Annotated in this window: 8 protein-coding genes; 4 read left to right on the forward strand and 4 right to left on the reverse strand. The window is 56.5% G+C overall.

The window, feature by feature from the left end; translation table 11 throughout:
* Positions 1-76: 76 nt before the first annotated feature.
* On the reverse strand, positions 77-10,126 hold the full coding sequence (locus OXG87_00500; GenBank protein ID MCY3867998.1) for an SDR family NAD(P)-dependent oxidoreductase: 10,050 nt from the start codon (positions 10,124-10,126) through the stop codon (positions 77-79).
* A gap of 89 nt (positions 10,127-10,215) precedes the next feature.
* A complete protein-coding gene (locus OXG87_00505; protein MCY3867999.1) occupies positions 10,216-11,142 on the reverse strand; it encodes an alpha/beta hydrolase in 927 nt (308 codons plus the stop codon).
* Positions 11,143-11,395: 253 nt separating this feature from the next.
* On the opposite strand from OXG87_00505, the gene OXG87_00510 reads away from it, so the two are divergent.
* The 4 genes from OXG87_00510 to OXG87_00525 all read left to right on the forward strand — a co-directional run bounded on the left by OXG87_00510 (position 11,396) and on the right by OXG87_00525 (position 17,764).
* The gene (locus OXG87_00510; GenBank protein MCY3868000.1) at positions 11,396-14,233 is read left to right on the forward strand and encodes a spermidine synthase; all 2,838 of its coding nucleotides are present in this window, start codon (positions 11,396-11,398) and stop codon (positions 14,231-14,233) included.
* Between the two features lie 61 nt (positions 14,234-14,294).
* Positions 14,295-15,524, forward strand: coding sequence for an ankyrin repeat domain-containing protein (locus OXG87_00515; GenBank protein ID MCY3868001.1), 1,230 nt, complete (start codon positions 14,295-14,297; stop codon positions 15,522-15,524).
* Positions 15,525-15,543: 19 nt separating this feature from the next.
* Entirely contained in the window at positions 15,544-16,767 is a 1,224-nt protein-coding gene (locus tag OXG87_00520) for a PQQ-like beta-propeller repeat protein (protein MCY3868002.1), read from the forward strand.
* A 13-nt stretch (positions 16,768-16,780) separates the two neighbouring features.
* Positions 16,781-17,764, forward strand: a complete 984-nt coding sequence (locus OXG87_00525; GenBank protein MCY3868003.1) for a hypothetical protein — start codon at positions 16,781-16,783, stop codon at positions 17,762-17,764.
* A gap of 5 nt (positions 17,765-17,769) precedes the next feature.
* On the opposite strand, the gene OXG87_00530 is transcribed toward OXG87_00525, so the two are convergent.
* Positions 17,770-20,352 carry a GWxTD domain-containing protein gene (locus OXG87_00530; GenBank protein MCY3868004.1) on the reverse strand — a complete coding sequence of 861 codons (2,583 nt, stop codon included), beginning with the start codon at positions 20,350-20,352 and terminating at the stop codon, positions 17,770-17,772.
* A 10-nt stretch (positions 20,353-20,362) separates the two neighbouring features.
* Positions 20,363-22,315: a hypothetical protein gene (locus OXG87_00535; protein ID MCY3868005.1), complete on the reverse strand. Its 1,953-nt coding sequence runs from the start codon at positions 22,313-22,315 to the stop codon at positions 20,363-20,365.
* Positions 22,316-22,353 lie beyond the last annotated feature (38 nt).

Consider the following 22,353-nt stretch of genomic DNA (forward strand, 5'->3'; position numbering starts at 1 on the left):
CGTAAGGTAGATGGTTTGAACCGAAAAGATAGTGTTCGGCAGGCGTAAAGTCAAATTTTTTTTCAGGTCGTTTTGGCTATTGAATCCAGTAGTGCTGGTGCTGGAATGGATAGCTCGGCAGCGAGATGCGGCGGCGCGTTTCTCCCGCAAATAGCCCGGGAAATGATACCGAAAGTCCCGCTTCATAAGCTTTTGCTACTGCTTCTATAAAACCGTTGTCTCCCAGACTCGACAATACAACGGGTGGATTCGCGTCGCCTTCTATCGGTCCCGGCACCGCACTCGGGCCGATCTCGATGAGTACATTGACTCCCAGGTTCACAAGCTTCTTCGCGCATTTGTCCAATGCCGCCGGTTCCTGTGCTTGCCGACGCCAATACGCCGCGTCGAGGACTTCGACGCCCCCTGTCACACTGCTCACAAGGACCAGAGATGGCGATGCGATTGTGACGTCTGTGAGGGTGGCTTCCAGACTGTCCGTGTCCCATTCCAGCGCAACCCGCAAGCCATCCTCCAGGCTAAAGACGCCCGCCGCCTGTGCCGCTGCAATTTCCCCTATACCGTGCCCGACCACCACGCTGGGCTGAATCCCCACGCTTGACCACAGTGCCGTAAGCGCGGATCCCATTGCATAGATGGCAGGCAGGTCAGATAGATCACCGGTCTGACCGAACATCGCGTCCAGCAACGAGGTGTCCCGCTCTTCCCGAATTACTTTGTCGCAGCGATCCAGAACGGCTCGGACTACTGGCTCGCTTTCGTAGAGGTCTTTCCCCATGCCGATCCACTGGCTACCCTGTCCGGTGTACGCGAAGGCGATTTTTGTCGCTGTGCGCGGTTCCGGTCTTTCTCCTGTTTCTGAGAGTGCCTGTAGTTTTTCTCGTAGAGACGCAACATCCTGGAATACGATGCCCGCGCGGTGGTCGAAATGGCTGCGTCCCACACCCGCTGTCCACGCCATGTCGGCAAGCAGGTCCACATCTTCGGAGGCAAGCTCTTCAAGCCAGGACAGATAGCGTTCTGTCAGATCCCGGAGAGCTTCATCGGATTTCCCCGATAGGGGCAGGAGCCGCGTCTGGCGCAGAGCAAACGCTTCTTCCTCGTCTGGGAGATCCAGAACGGATAGGGAAACGGGTTGTGCTGAACCCACAGGTGTTGTATCCGGGCTGTCATACCCCTCTACGACAACATGTGCGTTCGTGCCCGATATCCCGAAGGCGCTTACCCCGGCCCGCGGCGGTCGGTCGGGATGGCTCGGCCAGTCCGTCAATTCGGAAGTCACCTGTACCGGCAACCGATCCCAGTCTATATGCGGACTCGGATTCTCAAAGTTCAGGTGCTTCGGTATCTTTCCTCGCTTCATCGCCAGCACTGCCTTGATCAGAGCCGCAACCCCGGCAGCTGGCTCCAGGTGGCCGATATTGGTCTTCACTGAGCCGATCAAAAGCGGGCGGTCTGCTTCGCGGCCCTTGCCGTAAACAGTAGCCGCTGCCTGAACTTCGATCGGATCGCCCAACTCCGACCCTCCTCCGTGGGCTTCCAGATAATCTACTTCTGATGGGGCAACGCCCGCTCGCGACAGCGCTTCTTCGATCACCCGCTCCTGTGCCGGTCCATTTGGCACGGTGGGTCCTGCGCTGGCTCCGTTCTGGTTGACCGCAGACCCGCGGATCACGCCCCAGATGCGGTCGCCGTCGGCTTCTGCCTCGCTCAGCCGCTTGAGGACGACTATCCCGCAGCCCTCGCCGCGCGTGAAGCCGTCTGCAGAGGCATCGAAGGGCCTGCCCTGCCCCTCTCGTGACAACATGCCCAGGTCCGCCATTTCTCTGGTTAAATCAGGTGATAAAACTGCGTGTGTCCCTCCAACCAGAGCCATATCTACTTCGCCCTGCCGCAAACCCATCACTGCCTGGTGTACCGCGACCAGTGATGACGCGCAGTTGAGTTCCACCGGTATCGTCGGTCCCTCCAGACCAAGGAGGAAAGCAATTCGCCCGACCGTCATGCTCGCGGCAGTGCCCAGATAACTGATGCCGTAGTCGCTGGCAGTCATCAGGTCCCGGTATTCGCTGGTGGCGATGCCGGCATATAGCCCGGTGCGGCTGCCCTTCAATTCGTCTGGATCCATCCCCGCATCCTCGAGCGCTTGCCAGGTCGTCTCCAGCATCATGCGTTGCCGCGGATCCATAATGCGCGCCTCAATCGGCGAAATCCGAAAGAATCTCGCGTCAAATTGATCAATGCCCTCCACAAATCCGCCCCGGCGATAAGCTGCGTACTGGGGTGGAAGGTCTTTGGCGAGATTGTTCCATGAACCGGGATCCTGGCGTCCGTCGGTCACCGCGTCTTTGCCGTTTTCGAGCAGGTGCCAGAAGGTGGAAAGATCCGGAGCGCCGGGGAAGTGGCACGCCATGCCCACGATTGCAATACCGTCGTCCTCGCGCTGCACTGCCGTCTGCGGTTCTGGCTCGGGTTGCACCTGAGGCTGAGGGGCGGGCGCATCGCTGACTTCGCCGAGTTCCTCGACCAGATGGCGGGCGAGACTGGCGATGTCCGGGTAGTCAAATACCACGGTGTTGGGGACCACGTACTCATCGGCAAATGCCCGGTTCAGACGATTCCGCAACTCTACCGCCATCAGTGAGTCCATTCCCAAATCGAAAAATCCCACTGTGGGTTCCGGCGCTGTCGGCAACCTCAGCACTGCCTGTACCTCCTGCTGCAGGAAGGATACAAGCAGGTCCTCGGGTGCCGCTGCAGGTGCCTCTCGCAGTTGGGAAAGCAGGTCCTTTGACGAGGCCGAGGCGTCGGCTTCGTCGTCCGCATCGGCGGACAGCAAGTCCTCCAGGAAGGGAGGACGATCTTCGACCGCCTCTTCGAACACTGACCAGTCCATCGACATCACCACGGAAGTCGTGGCGTCCTGACGCACCAGTTGATCGAATGCCCGGATACCCTGTTGCGGGGTAAACCAGCGGCCGCCAAGCGCTGACCGCTGTTGGTCAATCCGCTCCCGCTGTTCCGCTGCTTCGCCGATCTCCGACCACGCTCCCCAGGCAATGGCCTGTCCGGGTAGCCCCATCGCGCGGCGGTGCCCGGCGAGTTGGTCCAGAAATGCATTGGCTGAGGCGTGGTTCGCCTGTCCCGGATTGCCCATGACGCCAACCCGGCTCGAGAAGAGGACAAACATGTCCAGGTCGCGATCCAAAGTCGCCCGATGCAGATGCCATGCGCCCAGTATCTTTGGCCAGAGCACGGTTTCGAATCGCTCCCAACTCTGGTTGGTCAGCGCGCCGTCCGACAGCACGCCCACGCTGTGGATCACGCCTCCGAGCGGCGGTAGCGTCTCATCTATCCGCGCCATCATCTCATCTATTGCGTCGGCATCTGTCACGTCTGCGATCTCTACCTGCACTTTCACGCCGCGTTCTCGCAGCCTGCGGATCACCTCCTCAGCCTCGGGGTCCGGTGCCCGGCGCCCGTTTAGCGCAATTGCGCCCGCACCGCGATCCGCCAGCCAGTCTGCTACGGCGCATCCGATCCCACCCAGACCGCCGGTCACCAGATAGGTGCGGTCCTGTCGCAACTTGCCTTTCAGGATCGGTGGCGTTGTTACGACGATTTTTCCTATGTGCCGGGCGGCGCGCATGAAGCTCAGCGCGGCTCCGGCTTCGGCGAGCGGCCACCTGCTGTGGGTGATCGTTTTCAGTTCTCTCGACGAAAGGCGCGCCATCACGTCCCGCAGGACTCTTCCCACCCACGCCGGATCGGTTTTTTTCAGAACATCCAGTTCCAGGATGTCGTAGGCCACATCCGGACGTACAGCCGCCATCTCTTCCTCGCTCAAGATGTCCCGCCGTGCCAATTCCACGAATCGACCGCCGTGCTTGAGGCAGGACAGGCTCGCGTCGATGAAGCCCTCTCCAGTCAGGCTGTTCAGCACCACATCGATGCCCTCTCCATTTGTAGCTTCGAGGATCTCTTTTCCAAACGCTGTCTGACGGCTGTCGAATATGTGTTCCACGCCCAGTGATCGGAGATAGGTCTGCTTCGGCTCGCTCGCGGTGGCAAAGACTTCTGCGCCTGCGGCTTGCACCAGCTGAATGGCAGCCAATCCCACACCACCCGAACCCGCGTGAATCAGCACCCGATCGCCAGCCTCCAGTCCCGAGAGTTCGAAAGACAGCGCGGCGGATACGAACGCGCTCGGCACTGTGGCAAGTCCAGTGACGGAGAAGCCCGATGGCGCGGGTGCTACCAGTTCCTCCCGCGTGACCATTTGCGCCCCGAACGCCCCAAATCCCAATCCGACCACATGGTCGCCGACGGAGATGGTCGAGACATCGGAACCCACCTCGAGGATATAACCGCACATCTCTCTGCCCAGATTTCCCTCCTCAATAAAGCCGAGTGAACGAAACACATCCCAGAAGTTGAGCCCGGAAGCCTCGACTGAGACGCGAACCTCGCGCGGTTCGAGAGAAGGTGCCGGTAGCGGCTGGACATACGGTCTCTCGAACACGCCGTCCGGATCCGGAGCCAGCACCCAGTCCGGCTCCTCAGGCAGAGACAGACGCTCCGCTTCGGTGCCCATCCGAATCAGGCGGGCAACCTGGCGACTTCCCGATCTGTATGCGATGTGATTCTCGGGATCGGGATACAGGAGTTCATTGACGAGGTCGGGTGCCGGTGCCATATCGCCGGGGTCCAGATCGATCATCCTCGGCTGCAGATGCGCTGCTTCTCGGGCTACTGCTTTGCCGAAGCCCCAGAGTGCTGCGCCGGCGAGTTCTCCACCGCGCTCCCGCTCTAACACCTGCGCTCCGCGCGTGATAAACCACACGCCCTTTTCAGGTGTCATATCGGAGTCGGCGACGGCCTGCACCAGCGCGAGTGCGCTCGCCCCCACTCGCCGTACATCCTCCGCCATTTCCCCGGTCGTTGCCTCTGCTCCATGGCCTTCCAGTGACGCGAGATGTACAATGCCGCTGAGTGGCATGTCGTCCGGTAGCTCCATCAGGAGTGATCCCCACGCCTCGCGCTGTTCCATATCTATGGTCTTTCTGATAATTTCAGAGTCTTCCTCTACCTGTGGGCCATCGCTACAGGCCAGCACGACCGTCTGGTTTCGCGCCGCGAGTTCTGACGCGAGTTCCTCTGCGGCTCTTCTCTGGTCTGCCGCCAGAATCCACGCGCCTCCCTGCTCTGTCACCACCGCTGGTCCCTGCGCCACGATTACGCCCTTATCCAGCGTCCTGGTGGCGTCGGACTCATCTACGCCCAGGACTTCTACTTCCTCGAAGCCCACGTTGCCGAGCGCTCGTCGCCATACCGAAGGCTCAGCCAGGGCGTGGTGCGGGCGGTAGCTGTCGGCAAATCGCCACCAGCCATCCAGTTGTCCGAAAGTCAGATCCATCCAACCCAGGCCGCTGAGGTTCTCGAGTGCGATTAACTGCCCCGATGGCGCGAGAAGGTCACGACAGTGTGCGAGTGTTTCCTCCAGGTATCGCGTGGCGTGTAGCACATTGGACGCGATCAGCAAGTCATAACTATGGGCGTCAAAGCCCTGTGCCACGGGATCCTTTTCGATATCCAGCGGACGGTATTCGATAGCCTCGTCTCCGAACCGCGCTTCGGCTTCCGCAAAGAAGCCCGCGGATATATCCGTGTACATGTAGTAGAACCGTCCGTCCGGAAGTTCTGGCAATACGGACGCGGTTGCCGAACCCGTACCCGCGCCGACCTCGATGACTCTGAGGCGCCGACCGTCTGGCAATGCGGACACGAGTGCTCGCACCGCATCGCCCAGCATACTGTTCGCCGCTCGTGCCACAGGTGCCTTCAGATACAGATCGGCTGCGGTCGGTTCTCCGCTGCTGAACAGAAGGGTCAGCGGATCTTCGCGACCGCGGAGCACCTCGGCCAGAGCGCGGCCAGAGCGCCGAAACAGCCCGATCTCGGTCAGGCCGTGGGAGTGCAGGTCGGTCATCCGGGAGGCGAATTCCTCAAGGTCGCCCGGCATTTCTTCCGGCAGCGGATCTTCGGGTCCTATGACCACGACAAAGTTGTCGCCCTTCTCTTCCAATACCCCCGATTTGGCGAGCATTTCGAGCATTCGGCGGAAGAGGCGCTTGTGCTCCTCGGTAACTTGCAGGCGTTGCCGCAAGTCTTCGGGATCCACGGTCTCGCCCGCCTTGCGCTGCCAACCCAGCTCTTTCAGGGTCGCGAGTGCGCGGGACCGGGACCACCGTTCCAGATCCGCGAGCAGAGCGTTCCTGCCTTCGGGATCGACGCCTGCATCTATCAGATAGTCGGAGAACAACTGCGAGCGGGCGGCAACAGTTGACGGACCCGGGAAGAAGTCCGCGGGTGTTATTCCAGGTGAAAGGTCGCGCTCGCGCCACATCACTTCGTACAGGAGATCCTTCACGCCTTCGACTGCCGAGAGCAGTGCCTCCTGCGTCGCCCGCTTCACCGTGTACCCACTCAGGCGGCCAAGTGGAACGCCGTTCAGGTCGTAGATGTTCAGTTCACCGCTCAGGACTTCCGGAGGTTCGTCCGTTTCCTGGGAAGCCTCATTCAAACGCACGTGACAGACAATCCGATCCGGTAGCTGTCCCGTCAGCCACAGCCGCTCCCAGCCGAATGGCAGATATGTGGTTTCGCCCCCGGCTCCCTCCAGGTTTCGCGCCGCGCCCACGACTTGAAAGCAACCGTCCAGGACGAGCGGATGGACATCCAGCCCGTGCCTGGTCAGAGTTTCGGGCAGAGACACCTCTCCCAATGCCTCGCCCGGGCGGGACCAGACGTTCCCCAGCGTGCGGAAGAATGGACCGAGATCGACCCCGGTACTCGCCCTGTGGCGGTAGTAGCCCGCCACATCTACTGGTGAGAGGCTGGCCTTGAGACTTTCCAGATCAATCCTCTCACCTGCTTCCGGTATAGGAACACCAGACGACACGCGACCTTCCACGTGTACTGTCCATTCCCCTTCACTACCCTTGCTGAAGATCTGGACTTCGCGCGACGACGCCTGCTCAGAGGCGTCGAGCACGACCTGCATCTTTCGTCCCTCTTCATCCGCCCCGTCCTCCTCTTCGAAGACCATCGCGTTGTGCAACTGGAAATCCTCCACGACTACTGATTCGCTCTCCTCGAGGAACGCTGCCGCGCACGCCATGGCCCCGTAGAGCGCGCCGGGTGCCACGATCCGGCCAAACACCTTGTGGTCGTTCAGATAGGATGGATCCGAGGGGAATACTTCCGTCTCAAAGGTGATTTCTCCGCGGGCTGATTCGTGCCGAGCACCCAGCAGCGGATGGTCGGAACTCCGGCGCTGACGCTTCGGTGGCTCAAGCCAGTGGTGATTGCGCTGGAATGGATAGCTGGGCAGCGAGATCCGCCGCCGTGTCTCTCCTGCGAAGAGTCCCGCGAAACGAATCGGGAATCCCGCCTGGTACGCCTCTGCGACCGATCCCACGAAACCGTCGGTGCTTTCGGACTCTGATGGCGGAGAGAGGCTCGACAGCACTACTGGCACCGGTGTCTGTGGCGACGCTGGCCAGGCGGAGGCCGCCATTGGCGCCAGCACGGATCGCGGGCCAATCTCCAGTACCACATCGACCCCGAGATCCGATAGTGTTTTCACCCCCTGGGCGAATGCCACTGGCTCCCGAGCATGCCGTCTCCAGTAGGCTCCGTTTTGCGACTGGCCCGGTTCTACGGCTCTACCCGTCAGGTTGCTGACCACAGTAAGGGAAGGCGGCTGGATCTCCACACCATTGAGGGACGCTTCCAGTTCGTCCAGGATGGGTTCAACAAGGGCGCTGTGGAATGCTTTGGCAGTGTTCAGCCGCCTGACCCGTATGCCCTCCTGTTCGAATCGCTTCGAGATCGCTTCAATTTCCGCAATCGGGCCGCTGACCACCTGGTGGTTCCCGTTGTATCCCGAGATGCTCAACCCGGCGCCAGAGGAGGCTGCGTTTACCGTCTCCACCGCCACCGCCACGCGATCGGCCGGTGCGAAGACCGCGGCCATGCCGCCCTCTTCCATCTGCGACATCAGCGCGCCGCGCACGGCGGCGAACCGCATCCCGTCTTCAAGGCTGAACACGCCTGCTGCCTGCGATGCCGCGAGTTCTCCGATGCTGTGTCCGACGACCACATCGGGACGGATGCCGACGCTCGACCAGAGCGCTGTCAGTGCGCACTCCAGCGCGTAGAGGGCAGGCTGTTCCCAAGCCGTGTCGCCGAGGTCCTCTTCACCTTCGGACCGACCGAACATCACGTCCAGCAGCGAGGAACCTCTCTCCTGAAGAAGGACTGCCTCGCAGCGGTCCAGGACTGCCCGCGCCACTGGCTCGCTTTCGTAGAGCACCTGTCCCATGCCGACCCATTGGCTTCCCTGTCCGGTGTAGGCGAACGCCGCCCGGGTCGGTGTTCGCGATGATGCGCCCCCATCTGCTTCAGTTAGACTACGGAGGCGCTCTCGCAGCGATTCCGCGTCGTGGAAGACGATGCCCGCGCGGTGATCGAAGTGGCTCCGGCCCACGCCCGCTGTCCACGCCATGTCTGCAAGTATCGCCTCTTCTTCTTCGGCGTGTTCGTCGAGCCATGAAAGGTACCGCTTCCCCAGGTCCCGAAGTGCCCCATCGGATTTTCCCGACAGCGGAAGGAGACGGGTCCTTCGCGGCTGGACTTCCTGCTCCGGCAGCGGGAGATCCCCAACGGTCGCTGGCAGCGAGATTGCCACTGGCTTCGCGGAGCCAACAGCAGCGGATGCACCATCCGAAGCACGGTATTCCTCCATTACAATGTGGGCATTCGTCCCGGAGATCCCGAAGGAGTTTACCCCCGCGAGTCGCGATCGATCAGGACGGTGCGGCAAGTCCATCATCGACGATGTCACCCGCAATGGTAGGCTGTCCCAGTCGAGACTCGGGTTGGGATTATGGAAATGGAGGTGTTTTGGAATCACACCCCGCTTCAGTACCAACGCGGCTTTGATCACTCCGGCTACGCCTGCGGCTGACTCCAGATGGCCGACATTGGTCTTCACGGAACCGATGAGAAGGGGTCGGTCAGTTGATCGTCCCTTCCCGTAAACATTGGCCACAGCGTTGATCTCGATGGGATCACCCACCGTCGTTCCGGTCCCGTGCGCCTCCAGGTAATCTACGTCCGATGCGGGGATTCCCGCGTCGGACAGCGCAGTCTCGATCACTTCTTCCAGCGCGGGTGTGTTCGGCACGGTTAGCCCTGTACTGGCTCCGCCGTGGTTCACCGCCGCGCCCCGAATCACCGCCCAGATCCGATCGCCGTCCGCCTCCGCCTCATCGAGCCGCTTGAGGATGATGACCCCACAGCCCTCACCTCGCACGTAACCGTTTGCGGACGCGTCAAAGGTTTTGCACTGCCCATCCGGAGACAGCATCATCGCATCCGCGCGCAGTTCGTATATGCGACCGTTCAGAATCGCCTGTACGCCGCCTGCGATGGCAAGATCTGCTTTGCCCTGCTGCAGGTCTGCCACCGCGTCGTGGACTGATACCATGGATGACGCGCACGCGGCATCTACTGCCTTTGCCGGTCCCCTTAGCCCCAGCACGAAAGAGACCCGTCCGCTGGCGCCGTTGAGGTTGGTGCCGCTGAGGGCGTAGAGACAACTGGCAGCCTCGGCGGGTTTGCTCGAGTCCACGACCAGCATTCGGTATTCGTCGTTGCTGATCCCGGTGTACACGCCGGTGCGGCTCTCTCTCAACCCCTCTGGATCGATTCCCGCGTCCTCAAGAGCCTCCCAACTCGTCTCCAGCATCATTCGCTGCTGCGGATCCAGTAGTTCTGCCTCCACCGGGGAAATCCGGAAGAAGGCGTCGTCGAACTGGTCGATATCGTCAACGAAGGCACCGAAACGGCAACCTTCGCTCTGTACCGTGTCGTCGGGAAAGAGCTGGCTCCACCGCCCTACGCCTGAGCCCGGGACGCCTTCGCTGACGGCATTCCCGCCGGCTTCGAGCAGACGCCAGAAGGCAGAGATGCCCGGCGCGCCGGGGAATCGGCAGGCCATACCTATGATCGCTATTGGTTGGTCTGATACGGAAGGACCGAAAGATTTGTCCGGTTTCATGATTTAATCCTCCATGTTCGGACGGCTTTTTCCAGGACGGGCGGGCACGGGGACGCCGCCCCTACAATTTTCCCCTGTTTGCATGGGTTTTACTGCAGGTGGTTACTCTCGATAAATTCCCTGACCAACTCAACGCATTCCTCTGGTTTTTCCAGTTGAAGAAAGTGCGTTGTTTCAGGGACAAAATCGTAATCTACAGTTAGAATGTCACCGAGGTCAATGGTCGGCAGGAATGTATAAGGCAAGGTGGGATCGGATCCAATGACTTTTGTGGGGCAAGGGAGTGTTTCAAAATCCATCAATGCGGAAAAGCTTCTCATATAATCGACGATCTGCGCTTCGTAGTCGCGGGGGCATCGAAGCTCATAACCCTGCCCATCGGCGGCCTTTCGAAGCGTTGTTTTTGCCATGAGTTCCCGAACCCCAGGAACGAGGCGTGAGAAGCCAGGTAGATAGCTGAGGAGTTCTGAAAAATCCTCTTCTGTTTGGAACAGATACCCGCGGCGGCGGGTAACGTCGGCTGCGTATTCGGCAGCCTCATCAAATTCTATCTGGCTATTGCCGGGCTTGCACAGGGGGGGATCGAATAGTATCATCGCGGATAAGTGGCTGCTCTGGGCAGATGGCAAGAGGTCTGCCATAGTCGTTAGTGATAGGAGTGTTATCAATGCGGAAGCAGAGTGAAATACACCGATTTTTGGTTTGTTTCCGTAGTGATGGTCGATGGCTTCAAAAATGCAGAGATGGTCGCGGACCAGCGTTGGAACATTGTGATTTGCGCGTGGGCCAACGGTATTCCAGCCGTGGTTTCTGAGGTCGAAGATGATGAGGTCGAAGTCCTCGGCGAGCAGTGACCAGAAGGGGTAATAAAGGTCCATTGCGAGACCATTGCCGTGGCCCAGAACGAGGCGGGGTCCTGCGGGATTTCCATGTCGGCGCAGAATGGTGACGGTATCGTCGTCAAGCTGGACTTGGCATGTCGAAAGTGGCTCGGGTACTTCCCATACATTGTTCATAGCAGGGTTTCCAATGGCATTAGTACTAAAGAATGGCACGCAACGTCACACGACACAAATGCGTCGAGGACGAGCGTGTCATGTTATGAAGTTATAGAAAGTCGTGCAAGGATATTTTTATGCTAACATTTTGAGAAAATAAAAAATTAAAAATCACGGATAGCCCTTGACAGAATGTTTGGAAAGGCGTTGTTTGACGGAGTGTTAGTGGTAAGAAACAACCACCGATGAACACCGAAAAAAAGTAAAATTCATGACTCGTATTTTATCCCCCACCCTGTACGCGATATTCTTTCTTTCGGGTGCAGCTGCTCTGCTGTTTGAAACCCTGTGGTTTCGCCAGGCAGGGCTCACTTTTGGCAATAGTATTACGGCATCCAGTCTGGTGCTGGCCGCATTTATGGGTGGTCTGGCTCTGGGCAATGGTCTATCTGCGCGTTTGGGAAGGCGCGTCGAGCGTCCCGTGCGCGTGTATGCGTTGTTGGAAATTGCCATTGCCCTGTCGGGCGTGGTTATCGTTTGGATGTTGCCCACGCTTACCGCTGCGCTCTCTGCTTTTCTCGCATCTTTTTTTGACCAACCATTGTTGCTCAACGCGCTGCGCCTGGTACTGAGTTTTGCCCTTCTCATTGTGCCGACTACTGCGATGGGCGCTACTCTGCCCATTTTAGTCAGGGCATTGCGGGTGCGAGACGACGCTTCTATATCTGACGATGAAGGTGGTTTTGGGATCGCGCTCGGTCGGCTCTATGCGTGTAATACGCTGGGTGCCGTGGTCGGCGCGGTCGCGGGAGAGGTTGCTATTATCGAATGGGTTGGGGTTTTGGGCACGGCGTGGGTCGCCGCGCTGTTGGATCTCATCGCCGCTGGGGGTGCGCTGGGTATTGCGCGCTATTTCTCTGGCGCGCGCGAGGCTCTTCCCCCAAAATTGGACGGGTTTCCCAACTTTCGGGCCAGGTGCTTGCTGGGTGCTGCCTTTCTATCGGGGGCTGTTCTGCTGGCGCTGGAGGTGGTCTGGTTCCGCTTTCTCCACCTTTTTGTGCCCGCGACGACGCTTGCTTTTGCCGTGATGCTGTCTGTGGTGCTCACGGGTATTGGTGTGGGAGGTGGGTTGGCCGCCCGATGGCTGCGACACAATGCCGGGGCATTTCGCGTGCTTCCCGCCCTCGCTCTCGGTTCCGGGATACTCACGGTTGTCACTTATCTGACTTTTGTCTATGTGGTGACGCCTTTTGGAACGGGATATATTGGCAATATATCGCAAATCCTGACGCTGTCTCTGGCTCTGATGTTTCCCGTATCCCTTCTCTCTGGCATCCTGTTTACCTTCACCGGTGCCGCGCTCAATCGCCATATCCAGCCCGATACCCGGGCCGCTGGCTTGCTCACGCTTGCCAATACCATCGGTGCTGGTCTGGGCGCTCTTATTGCGGGTTTTGGGCTGTTGCCGCTTTTGGGCATGGAGGTCGCTACGTTTGTTCTGGCGATTTGCTACGGCGTTGTCGCTTTTCTCGTTTCAGGTCTGCGCCGGAAGTACCGGGTGTATTATGTTCTCTTTGCCGCGTACCTCTTGTTTCTGGTCCTTTTTCCCTTTGGCCGAATGGAGAATACGTATTTCACCTTTGTCGCACAGCGCTTTGGCTATCCCGATACATGGAAAATCGCCGGTACCCGCGAAGGACGCACGGAGACGATTATCTATTTGGAAGGTGCTTATTTTGGCGTGCCGGTTGCGTACCAGATGCTTACGGATGGCTTTTCAATGGCGTCCAGTAGTCTGGTCAATCGCCGCTATATGAAGCTCTATGTGTACTGGCCCATGGCTCTTCACCCCGATTTCAAAAGTGCACTGCTGATCAGCTTTGGCGTGGGTTCTACAGCCAAAGCACTTACGGATACACGGTCGCTCGAGCATATTGACGTGGTCGATATCTCCAGCGATGTGCTCGAGATGAATCGCATTGTGTATCCCGACCCGGATACGCAACCTTTGAAAGATCCCCGGGTGCGCGTGCATATTGACGATGGGCGCTATTTTTTGCAGACGACGCAAAACCGCTACGATCTGATTACCAGCGAGCCGCCGCCGCCGAGGCAGGCCGGCGTGGTCAATCTCTACTCGCAGGAGTATTTCCAACTGATCTACGACCGTCTTTCAGATGGGGGGTTATGCACGTACTGGCTTCCGGTTCACCATCTCAAACCCGAGGACACAAAGGCTATTATCCGCGCGTTTTGCAATGTTTTTGAGGACGCCTCTCTTTGGGCTGGGGCGGGTTTTAACTGGATGCTCGCTGGCTCTCGCAATGCCTCTCATTCCCCCTCTGAGGTCTCGTTTAGCCGACAGTGGCGCGATCCGGTCGTGCGTTCCGAACTCCTCGCCCTCGGTCTGGAGCGCCCCGAGCAACTCGGTGCTCTTTTTATGTCTGACGCCGACCACCTCAACGCGCTCACGCGCGATACCCCACCGCTGGTGGATAATTATCCCAAACGCCTTTCCGTGGGGTTTTTCAACCGCGAACCCCATCGGGCATTTTACGACCGCTGGATGAATCCCCTGCTCACCCGCGAGCGCTTTGAAAAGAGTGCTTTTATTCGCAATGCATGGCCCTCTGGCATGCGGATGCGCACACTCGATTATTTTGAAGCGCAGCGCCTTCTCGAGGCTTCGCTGGTTTCCCAAGCTGACGAAACGCGCGATGAGGGCACTCGCATCGCCATGCTCCACACGCTTCTCACGCAGACCGATTTGCGGACGCTCCCGCTATGGCATCTCCAGATTCAGGACGATTTGCTCTATGCGGTTGATACCCGCCTGAAGAAAGGCGATGAGGAAAAGCCGTATCTCCCCTACTTATCTGCACGCGCCCTGGCGGAGCGCGACTATACTCTTGCCGCACGGTATTACGCCCAGTCTTCCGATCCGACTCTGCGCTATTTATATCTCTACGCGCTGTGTATGGCGGGTGATACTGCGGAGGTCGAACGTCTTGTCGCTGGCTGGAAAGACCAGATTCTGCGCGATACGACACAGCGTTTCTACTATCAATGGCTCGCCCAGACTTTTGGTCTCGATATTCCCGTTCCGTGAAAATGAATTTGGACGCCAGAATCTTCTTTGACTTTTTTGTCTGACTTTTTACTTTTGCTGTATGTTCAAGATTATCTTTATATTTATCCTTGTCATCAGCCTTTCCGCAGGGGCCAATGGGACACAACTTCTCGAAGCCGCAGCAAAGGGAAATCTGTCCGATGTACAGGCGCGTCTGAGTGCTGGCGATAATGCAAATGCTCGGGATAAATACGGTACTACCGTGCTGATGGTCGCAGCCAGAGGTGGGCATACAGATATCGTCAATGCTCTTTTGGAAAAGCGTGCCGATCCCAATGCTCAGGGTATGAGCGGGGAAACGGCTTTGATTGTTGCGGCTTTTCAAGGACATATCCAGACGGTGCAGGCGCTTTTGTCGGGCAAAGCTGACCCCAATATTCAGGACAAGCACGGTGCCACCGCTTTAATGTCTGCGGCTTTTGATGGGCATACAGATATTGTCAATATTCTCCTGAAAAAAGGCGCAAATCTCCATTTGAAAAATGCCCATGGTGCCACTGCGTTGATGCCCGCAGCGGTAGAAGGTCACACAAACACGCTTCAAGCGCTGATAGACGCGGGCGCAGATGTCAACGCGCAGGACAGCGATGAGCGCACGGCTTTGATGAGTGCGATTGTTGCAGGCCATACGCATGCTGTAAAAGTTCTTCTCGAAAACGGTGCTGATCCCAATATCAGAGATAAGGACAGTCGGACTGCACACACCTGGGCGACAATTGAAGGCCAAACAGATATGGTGGATGCCCTCCTGAATGCGGGTGCTGATCCAAATGCCAAAGACAATCTGGGCGATACGCCCCTGTTGCTGGCTGCGTTCAAAGGTCATATCGCTGTTGTCGATACGCTTCTGGCAAAAGGCGGAATTCCCAATATCAGAGGTGGCGCTGGCGAAACCCCTTTGATGCGGGCTGTTTTACAAGATCATCGCCAAATTGTGCGGGTGCTCATAGCAGGTGGCGCCGACCTCAATGTTAGAGATAACATGGGCGATACGGCTTTGATGGGTGCAGCGTGGGATGGTGAGACCGCACGTGTCGAGTTTTTACTGGGGGTGGGCGCGAATGTCAATGCGCCCGACCGGGAGGGCCGCACGCCGTTGATGGCTGCCGCTTTTGAGGGACACGTCGAAGCTGTTCGCGTGCTTTTAAGAGGCGGCGCCGATGTGGCTATTGAGGATAAAGATGGGGTTACAGCCTTGATGTGGGCGAGGGCAAAAGGCCATACGGCGATTGTTCAGGAATTGGAACGGGTGGGAAATGCTAATAGATGAGTCGATGAGAGGAGTTTTTATGCGTGTCGTTATTATCACCTTTTCGATTGCCCTGCTCTTCCTGACGGGCAGTGGCTTTGCCGCGGATTGGCCGCAGTGGTTTGGTCCCAATCGCGATGGTATTTCCTCTGAGACAGGGTTGCTCAAAGATTGGCCTGATTCCGGACTTGTTGTTCTCTGGCGAATACCGCTGGGCGAGGGTTTCTCGAGCATTGCCGTTGCACGGGGCGCAGCCTATACTATGTTTGCTGAAGGCGAAGATGAGTATGCGGTATGTCTGGATGTCGCGACAGGGGAAGAGCGCTGGCGGGTTAAGACAGGACGCAATTTTTCAGATTGGCAGGGCGGGAACGGTCCCAGAGCTACGCCCATTATTGACAAAGAACGGGCGTTCTTTTTAGGTGCATACGGACAGCTTTATGCACTCAATGTTGAGGACGGAGAAACTGTATGGTCTCACCATTTTCAAACTGAATACATAAGCGATCCCCCCCATTGGGGCTTTTCTACGTCTCCTTTGATAGAAGGCAATTGGCTGATTGTCGAGGTTGGAGGTTCTTCTGGAAACGCTTTTATTGCTTTTGATAAAACCACTGGCGAGGTTGCCTGGGCATCTCAAGATGACGCTCCTTCTTATGCTTCACCTATTGCGATTACTGTGTCTGATGTCCGGCAAATCGTCTTTTTTCCAGTCTCTGGTCTGGTCGGTGTCGCTGCCAGAGATGGTCGATTCCTGTGGCGGCATTCCTGGCAAACAGGTCCCGATGTCAATGCTGCGACGCCTATTTTTCTCCCCCCAGATAGACTTTTTATCTCTTCGGGTTATGGCAAAGGCGCGACGGTTATCCAGCTTATTTCCCAGAACGGTCAGTTTTCGGTAAAAAGAGTATGGTTCAATCGCAGTATGAAAAACCACTTTGCCTCTTCCATACATCACGAGGGGTACCTCTATGGCTTTGACAACGCCATTCTCAAGTGTATTGCCGCAGATACCGGGCAGGAGCAATGGCGCAAACGCGGCTTTCAAAAGGGGTCACTCATCTTTGCGGATGGCCATCTGATCGTCCTGGGCGAACAGGGCAAGCTGGCGCTCGTGGAGGCCAAGCCAGAAGCGTACATAGAAAGAGCCAGTGCTCAGGTTTTGTCTCCGCGGTGCTGGACGCCACCCACACTATCTAATGGCAGGCTTTATCTTCGAAACCACACTGAGATGGTTTGTCTGGAAGTGGGAAGTGAGAAGTAGGAGGGGAATCCCTATGTCCGTTGAAAAAAAACATACACTCTGGGTCGTTACGCCCGTTGTTGATCTTTCCTGTATTACCTTGGGCTGGTTGCTTTTCTTTTTTGCCCCCTACCTGTTTCCCAAATACTTCGATACCATCCGCATTATCTCTGTTACGTTTCTTTTTGCGACGCACCGGTACTTCACGTTTCTGCTGGTCTATTTAGATCGCGCTGAGTTTAACCGCGCGCGCGTCCTTTATACGCTTATTCCCGTTCTCTGTTTTGTCTTTGTGGGGCTCTGTTATTTTTTTCGCATTGATGAGCCCGAGATGTTCGCGTTCTGGTACCTTTTTAACTATTTTCACTTTGTTCGTCAGAAATACGGCATTCTCCGCATCTATTCCGGCAAAGCCCGATGGGGTCACAAGCGCCTGGATGAATGGACGATGTATCTCTGGGGGCTGGCTGGGTTCTTTTACCTTTTCGGTTCTGAAGCCGATGTCAAGGTCATGCACTATCTTCGCAATTTGCTCGACTTCACGCCGCCGCTCCTGATCTCCCACATTTTATACGGTCTGGCTATTCTGATCACTCTGGCCTGGCTCATCTATGAATTTCGCAGCACTCAGGGTGTCAGTGTCCCCAAATTGCTCTTTTTTGCCTCTGTGGTCTTCCTCTATGGGATTGGTCCTACCCTGTCGGCTGGCGCTATCTATATTGCCACGAGTATTAATCACGCTTCCGAATATATCGCTCTGGTCGCGCTTACGATTAAAAACAAAGTCCGCACTTCGGCTCTCGATGCGCCGCTTCTCAATAGGGCCGCCACCCATATTGTACGCAATACCTTTCTCTTTACCGCTGTTATCTGTGGGATCCTCTATGGTCTTTACGCCTATTCCCTTTTTGCCTTCCTCTTCTTTGCCTACGGCACCTCATTTGCCCACTTTGTTCTGGATGGTTTGATCTGGAAACTCCGTCGGCCCAAAGTCGCACGCGAAGTTGGAACAGCGTAGCTGCCTTATTTCCCTATCGCTACCCAGACATCTTTTGTCGCTGTGGGTATTCCCGGGCGGTTCAGGTCGGTTACGGTTACGCCTATCGTGAGTTTTTGTCCCGGGTTTGCCGCTACGTTGAGGGCAACATATACGGGTTCTGTTTCCTTATTGCCTCGGTGTTCATAAGATACCTGCACGCCTTCTTGCTTTTCAGATATGCCCAGCAATGTGCCGATGCCTTTTAGCAACCGGGCACCGGCATTTTTGCTGCCACGTACAGTATAATCCACGCGGTAATGCGTTTGCCCCGTGTCGTCTCGGAAGAGGTTATACACTTCGTAGTACAGATAGACTGGCTGTTCTGGAGCAAAGGTGTGTGACGGCAGGGGGAGCACTTCGAGATCGTCTCGGATGAATTTGCCTTCTGCAGGGGTTTCTATTGTTGCAATTTTTCCCGCTACGACGGGGTCGCTTACCATCAGGATTGGGGCATTGTATGGTTCTACATCGACGAGTTGTCGGTGAATTTGCAATTTCCCCGAGGCCGGGTCGGTCACCCGCACGGCCATGAGATAGTGGCCTGGTTTGACTTCTGTAGTGACCTGATCTACCCATAAAACGCCGGGGTCGTCAACGGCTTCGCGCTGTGTTGCCCGCGTGTTCAGGCTGTCGCGGGCAATTTCTATTCCCTGTACGTCATAGAGGACCCACATTCGCTTCACCGAAGCCTCTATCTGTGTTCCCCGTTTTTGCGTTTTCAATGCGGTCCAGGGTATGCCGATAAAGGCATCCAGGCGCGTATCGCGTCCATTGCCCCTAAAATCCGCTACGGACATAAGCAGCGGCATGGGGTCTCCGGGATATGGATAGTGGTAAACAGAGGGCGTGCGGTTGACGACTCGTGCGACCACGGCTTCGGGTGCGAGGTGTAGCCACAGCAATCGATTGGGCGAGTCAACAGGCGGCTGGGGAAATTGAAAATCAAAATTGCCCAGGGCGTCGAGGAATGTCACTTCAATTCCCTCGCCAATATGGGCGTAAATCCAGGACTCCCACTTGTAGTTCAAAGACGCGCCATCTCGAAACAATGCACCCTGATGCGGCAGGGGAAATATCGGCAGTCCCCGAACTTCGGGTGTTACCTTCAGTACCGTGCTTGCGCCCAACGACGATTCTACCTGTAGCGATGTCGTCGGAGCGATTTCATGCAGCGCATTTCTCGCGAGGTCCATGAGCCGATTCTTTACCCGAATCACTTTTGCATTGGTTTCGAATACGAGGTGATCGGACCAGCTTCGATGATCGGGATGACCAAAGCGGATATACACATCGCCGCGCGCATCATAGGGTATTCGACCTTCGGAAAAGTTCTGAATCGCGTAATTCACGCGCCGGTAGTGTTCCAATCTGCGCTCGTTAACCGGTGTGGTCGGCGTTGGGTCTATCTTGCGCCAGAACAAATTGGTAAATGCGCGTTTTTCATCTCCCCTGATCATGCGAAAGGTCTCAAATTCACTTGCCGACAGGAGTAAGGTGACATCTTCGTACAGGAGGCGTTCGTTTTGCGGTAAGAGGGATAAAAATTGCGAAAATGACGCTTCTGCCTGCTCGTACGCGCCCGATTCCAGATATTGTGCGCCCAAAAGCGGCAGATAACGCTCGGGATCTTTTTGGGCGAGGTCGCGCAGTTCTGTGGTTGTGTGCAGTTCTTGTTTTAAATACTTCAATTCCATTGCCACGCGCGCCAATCTGCCCCTTGCCACGGTGTGCGCTGGATTTACAGCGACTTGCTTTGACAATGCCTTGACGGCTTTTTCAAAATAATAGAGCGATACATAAAATACCCCCAGTTTAAAATACGCATCGCGATGTTGCGGAAAACGCTTGACCACATTGCCAAAGTGATAGTCCATATCTACGCTACGCATTGCCAGGTGACACATTGCCAGATTGTAATACGCTGCCTCGTATTGCGAATCGAGAGATACGGTGTCCTGGAAAAGATCCAGTGCGCGGCGCACCTGTTTTTTCTGGATCAAGCACGCCAGTGCCCGCCCGTGTCGCGCGATGAGAAACCGCCGGTCTTTTTCCAGTACGCGCACAAAAATGCGTTCTGCTTCCACGCCTTTGTGCTGTTCTAACAAACAATATCCCAGCGCGCACAGGGCGATTCGGTCGTCGGCATTGTCCCGTAGCAGGCGTTCAAATAGTGCTACGGCATCGTCGAGCAGGGCGGGATCTGGTGGTGTGGCGCGCGTTTTATAGCGCTGGGGTATCAATCGACCGCGTTCAAAAAAAGCGTCTGATACCGTCAGGTAGCGGCGCCCGATGTGATATCCGTAATAAAATTGCAGGACTACGGGATTGTGTCGTTGCCAGAAGTCGATTAAAAATTGCGTTTTTTCCTCTCGCTGCAATGCCCGATAGATGGCTGAGCTGTCTGGTCCGGCGCGTTCTGCGACCAGGACTGCGGCGAGCGAATCTGCCCGTGCATCGAAGCTTTCCTGCAGGCGATCTGCCCAGACAGGCACACATATCATGGCAAATGCACACGCGATAAAGATGCGTTCACAGATGGAGCGAATTTTTCTTTTGTCGTTACACATGGCGTAGCCTCTAATACAATGCCAGCGAATGTCCTTGCCCAGGGAACCAGATACAATCTACCAGAAACGACACAAATACGCCCGTGAAATATCCCACCATAAGTCCCAGGAAAAACGGCGATGCTTTGCGGTATAGATCAATGCCGCCCGCCCGCAAGATGACAAATTTGGCAAACCATGCAAAGAAGATCGAGAATACAATGCGGTTGACCGGATAGGCTGTTACGGCGGCAAATCCGATCGGATGCAAGGGCCACCAGGGCCATATATAGCGCAAGGATAGCATCAGTGCCGTGGTTGCCATTCCAATGAGCGCGATGAGCATGCGCTCGCGTTTCAGGGCAAAGGGGTCCCGAATATGACCGGCGATGGTATCAAAAGTGTTTTGCACATAGGGACCGTAAATGCCGCCGTAATTAAATGCGCCGGTTACATAGCTCGATGATATTTGATAATACGCGCTTGTGGTTATCACCACCAGCATGGCCAATCCCAGGGCGATGACCAGGCGCGTTCTCTCGTGTCGGATGCTGTCGTAAAGCCGCGTGGCATTGGCCAGATTGGCCATCAATATGGTTTTGATATCGTGGTGCCATGTTTCTGTGAGGGCAAATGCCGCCATTCCCGATGGGGAAATATTAACGGGTCCGAGCAGGTGATAGGCGACAAATTGTCCCTGTATCATGCGGCTGCTGATCATGCCGCCTTCCACGCAGACGCGCGTGATGCCCAACCAGATCACGCCCACAAGGCTCAAAAAAGTCAGGGCGACAAAGACCGACATGCCGGAGGCTACGCACCAGCTCAAAATAAATAGTCCGCTCGCCAGCAGTCCGCCGAGTGCTGCGCGATAGGACAATAATTCGCCCGCGTCTTCAACCTCCCGCGCATTGAGCACGGCTTTGCGAAATACATTTCTCAGATGTTCTCGCGCCATCCACAAGCTCCACGGCACCAGCACGCACAGGGCACCAAATCCCTGCCAGTTTTCGAATTGCGATGCCGGCCACACATGGGTTGGGCCTATTTCGATTCCCAGGCGGTTGAACAGCCCCATTTCAAGGGTCAATAACAGGTGAAAGGCAATAATGCTAAACAATACATCCAGATCCATAAAATACGATACGCCAATGATCACTGGATAAAACCGCATGTGAATCGGCGGGAAATACCGACCGAATTCCATCAATCCCAGGTATCGGGGAATGGTTGGAAAATGCGGCTGGAAATATTCAACCATGTTCCAGTATATGGGAAATGAGGCGAGCGCGAATCCCCACCAGAATACGGGGCGATTCATGATGCCCACGGGCCAGAATCCACGCGGTTCTCTGTTGACGAGTTCCAGCGGCAATGTCATCAACGGAAAGGTGAGGCGCTCGTGTTCTACCCATTGTTTGCGCAGGATTGAGACCGCGCAAAATCCAAATACGCCGATCATAAATACGAGGCTCAGGCGCCAAATCATCGGCGTTATCCAGATTTCCCAGGGGATGGTTGCGCCAGCTGGCAGTCCTTCAAAAAACCACCGCGCAGCTGTCCTGTCGGTTACGACCGCCCATTCAGCTAAATACGGATGTATGTCGTCTGCCCATCGGTTCTCCGTGTTGGCAAAGTAAAATGGCGCGGATACGTTGGCGATTAAATGTCCCATGAAATAGCTGGGCAATGCCGATGCGACCAGGCCCATGCTGAAGATGACCAGCAATTCCGATGGGCGCAAGACCCATTGCGGGCGTACTTTTTCCAGGACTTTGTTCAATACGACTGCTATTATCAAAAATGGTACGACTGCGCCCCAGGGCAAGTGATCTTGCGCCATTTTTGTGGTGTGGGCAATGTGTCGCGTAAAATGTCCACCCCATCCGAGGAAGCCCGCGCACATAGCACCTATCACAATTGACCGCGCGGTTACGGCTCGTTGAAGAGGTGCTGTCTGTGTTTGTGTTTCGCGAATTGCCATTCATGATACTCCGGATCGATGGAAAGCGGAGGGCAATA

This window comes from Gemmatimonadota bacterium, from assembly GCA_026706845.1.
Lineage (GTDB): Bacteria > Latescibacterota > UBA2968 > UBA2968 > UBA2968 > VXRD01.